This window comes from Motilibacter deserti (assembly GCF_011250635.1).
Classification (GTDB): domain Bacteria; phylum Actinomycetota; class Actinomycetes; order Motilibacterales; family Motilibacteraceae; genus Motilibacter_A; species Motilibacter_A deserti.
Genome location: NZ_JAANNP010000048.1, coordinates 4,557 through 8,499, shown reverse-complemented (window position 1 = coordinate 8,499; position 3,943 = coordinate 4,557). Strand labels below are relative to the sequence as shown.

Sequence of the window (3,943 nt, the reverse complement as noted above, 5' to 3'; positions counted from 1 at the left end):
ATGCACACGGTGCCGTGGTACGGCCAGCTCACCGGCGGCGGGGCGCGCTTCGTCAGCCACCCGAACGGCACGACCCCGGTGCAGGTCCGCACCGAGGACCAGACGCACCCGTCCACCGAGGGCCTGCCGGCGCTGTGGTCGCGAACGGACGAGCTCTACAACTTCAACGTCAACCCCCGGCCCAGCGTGCACGTGCTGCAGACGCTGACCGAGGCGACGTACGTCAACAACGCTCAGGCCATGGGCGCGGACCACCCGATCTCGTGGTGTCAGAACTTCGAGGGCGGCCGGTCCTTCTACCAGGGCATGGGCCACACCGAGGTCTCCTACACGGACCCGCGCTTCCTCAAGAACATCCTCGGCGGCATCGAGTGGACCGCCGGCGTGGCCGAGGGCAACTGCACCTCGTTCCGCGAGCTCACCGACCGCATCGCCGCCGCCACCTCGGCGGGCGACCTCGGCAGCGCGGCCTCGGCGAGCATCTCCGACCGGCTGAGCCGGGCGCGCACCGCCTACACGAACGGCTCGGAGGACCAGGCGATCGCCTTCCTCGAGCAGTTCATCGCTCGCGCCACCAACCAGATCAAGGGCGACGCGGACGACATCGCGCTGCGCAACGAGCTCATCGACATGGCGCGCGACCTGATCGGGACGCTGCAGGCGCGCAACGCCACCGAGTTCAAGGTCCTCGCCTTCGCCAAGCAGGCGGGCGCGAAGTACCCCGGCACCCTGTCCGCCGGCCAGGAGGCGCTGACCGCGCTCGGCACCCAGGTCGGGTTCGAGGTCGACGTCACGCAGGACGCGGGACGCTTCACCGCCGAGGGTCTCGAGGAGTACGACGCCGTCGTCTTCCTCAACACCTCCGGTGACGTCCTCGACGACGCCCAGCAGGCGGCGTTCGAGGCCTACATCCGCGCCGGCGGCGGCTTCGTCGGTGTCGGCTCCGCGGTCGAGACCGAGACCGACTGGCAGTTCTTCACGAACCTGCTGGGCACCCGCGCCAGCGGGATGACCCCGTCCGGTCCGGGCGTCGTCAAGGCCGTGGACCGCATCCACCCCGCCTCCGCGGGTCTGCCGGAGCGCTGGAACCACAGCCTGGGCACCACGACCAACGTCGGCCAGACCGGCGTCAAGTGGAACGAGGCCTGGTACAACTTCGCGGCCAACGTCCGGGGCAAGCAGCACGTGCTCGCCACCCTCGACGAGTCCACGCTGACCGCCGGTGGCGGGACCATGGGCATCGACCACCCGATCATGTGGTGCCAGGACTTCCAGGGCGGGCGCTCGCTCTACACGGGCCTCGGCCTGAGCGCCGCCGCCTACTCCAACCAGTTCTTCCGCAGCTCTCTCGCCGGCGCCCTCTCCTGGGCGACGGGCGGGCTGGGTGACTGCGGCGCCACCGTGGTCTCCAACTTCACCCAGACGGTGCTGGCGAGCAACCAGAACGACACCACCCAGCTCGGCGAGCCCGTCGGCTTCAACGTGCTGCCCGACGGCCGCGTCGTGCAGACCTCCCGTGAGGGCCGGGTCCGCCTGATCGACCCGAAGGCCGGAACCAACACGGTCATCGCGAACATCCCGCAGTACACCGTCAACGAGGACGGCATGTACGGCCCAGCGGTCGACAACGACTTCGCCAACAACAAGTGGGTCTACCTCTACTACGCCCCCGTCCAGATGGAGGGCGTCTCCGAGATCACCGGCAAGCCCTTCGGCGACCCGGCCACCGGTCAGACGCCGGCTGGCGCTGCGCCCAACACCGCCGCCTCGCGGGACGCGTGGGACGTGTGGCAGGGCTACTTCCAGCTCAGCCGCTTCAAGCTCGTCGAGGCCTCCGGCGGCAATGCTGCTCGCCTCGACACCGCGTCCGAGCAGAAGATCATGAAGGTCGAGGTCAACCGCGGGGCGTGCTGCCACGTCGCCGGCGACATCGACTTCGACTCGCAGAACAACCTCTGGCTCGTGACGGGTGACGACACCCCCGCGGGCGCCGGCAACTCCGGCGGCTTCGGCCCGTTCAACGACATGAAGACGAACGAGACGCAGACGGTCCGCTCGCTGAACGCTTCCGGCGGCACCTTCACCATCACGTTCAACGGCCAGACCACGGCGCCGATCGCCTACAACGCCAACGCCGCCGCGGTCACCTCTGCGCTCGAGGCGCTCAGCAACGTCGAGCCGGGTGACGTCGTCGTCTCGGGCAACAACGCGAGCACCGGCAACATCTCGGTCAACTTCCGGGGCCAGTACTCCATGACGAACGTCGCGCAGCTCACGACGGACGCCACCGCGCTGACCACGACGGGCACAACGGCCGCGACGGCCCCGGTGGGAACGTCGCAAGAGGGCAACCACTTCAACGCCCCCTTCACCGACGCCCGTCGCTCCTCGCTGAACACCAACGACCTGCGCGGCAAGGTGCTGCGCATCAAGGTCAACGAGAACGGCAGCTACACCTCGCCGGCCGACAACCTCTTCCCCGAGGCGGCCGACACGACCAACCAGACCCGTCCCGAGATCTACGCGATGGGCTTCCGCAACCCGTTCCGCATCACGCTGGACAAGTTCGACGTCGCCTACGTGACGGACTACTCGCCCGACTCCCAGACCCCGCAGAACTTCCGCGGGCCGGCGGGCACCGGACGCGTCGAGGTCGTGCGCGCGCCGGCGAACTACGGCTGGCCGCTCTGCTACCGCACCGACCTGCCGTACTACCAGTGGAACTTCAACACCTCCACGCCGCTGCAGGACCCGCCGCAGACGCACAACTGCGGCCGCACGACGCAGGGCCCGGACAACACGTCCATCTGGAACACCGGCCGGGTCACCACGCCGCGCATCACCAACCCGCAGATCTGGTACTCGTACCAGGACAACAACCCGGCGAACCCGCTCGGGACCCCGTGCTTCGCCTACTACAACGGCTCCGGCACGGCCCGCTGCCCGCAGCTCTTCCCCGAGCTGGGCACCGGCGGCGTCGGCCCGCAGGGCACGGCTCCCTACAACTACGACCCCGACCTCGCCAGCCCGACGAAGTTCCCGGAGTACTTCGACAAGAAGTTCTTCATCGGCGAGTTCACGCGCGACTGGCTGCGTGAGGTCAGCCTCGATTCCTCGGGCAATGTGCTGAAGATCAACAACTCGCTGCCGTGTGGCGAGACGACGAGCCCGACGCAGCCGTTCGTCTGTGACGGCGACATGGACATGGAGTTCGGGCCGGACGGCGCCCTCTACCTCATGACCTACGGCGACGGCTACTTCCGGGCCAACCCGGACGCGAAGCTCGTCCGCTTCGAGTACAAGGGCGCGCAGGCCCCGACGGCTGTCGCGTCGGCCACGCCGTCCTCCGGCGTCGCCCCGCTCACGGTCCAGTTCTCCAGCGCCGGCTCCACGGAGCCGACCGGCGGCGTCCTGACCTACGCGTGGGACTTCGACGGCAACGGCACGAGGGACTCCACCGAGGCCAACCCGACGTTCACGTACACGACGAACGGCACCCGCACGGCCCGCCTGACCGTGACCAACGCAGCCGGCGAGAGCGGCTCGACGACGGTCACGGTGACCGTCGGCAACACGGCGCCCACCGTGACGGTGACCACGCCCACGAACGGCGGCTTCTTCAGCTTCGGTGACCGCGTCGCCTGGTCGGTCACGGTGACCGACCCGCAGGACGGCGCCATCGACTGCAGCCGTGTCCAGGTGACCTTCGTGCTCGGACACGACACCCACGGCCACGGTGAGGGCTCGTTCACCGGCTGCTCCGGCGTCTACCAGACGACCGCGGCGCAGGCCGACCACGCCGGTGGGCACCTCTACGGAGCGTTCAGCGCGTCCTACACCGACAACGGCGGCCTCACCGGCATCGGCCAGGTCGCGATCCAGCAGCGCTTCCAGGAGGCCGAGGCCTGGCAGGCCTTCGGGACCCAGGTGACGGTCGCCACCG

1 protein-coding gene is annotated in these 3,943 nt (G+C 69.2%); it reads left to right on the top strand.

The window, feature by feature from the left end; translation table 11 throughout:
* A partial coding sequence (locus G9H71_RS18110) for a ThuA domain-containing protein (RefSeq protein ID WP_166284197.1) occupies positions 1 to 3,943 on the top strand: 3,943 nt, incomplete at both ends.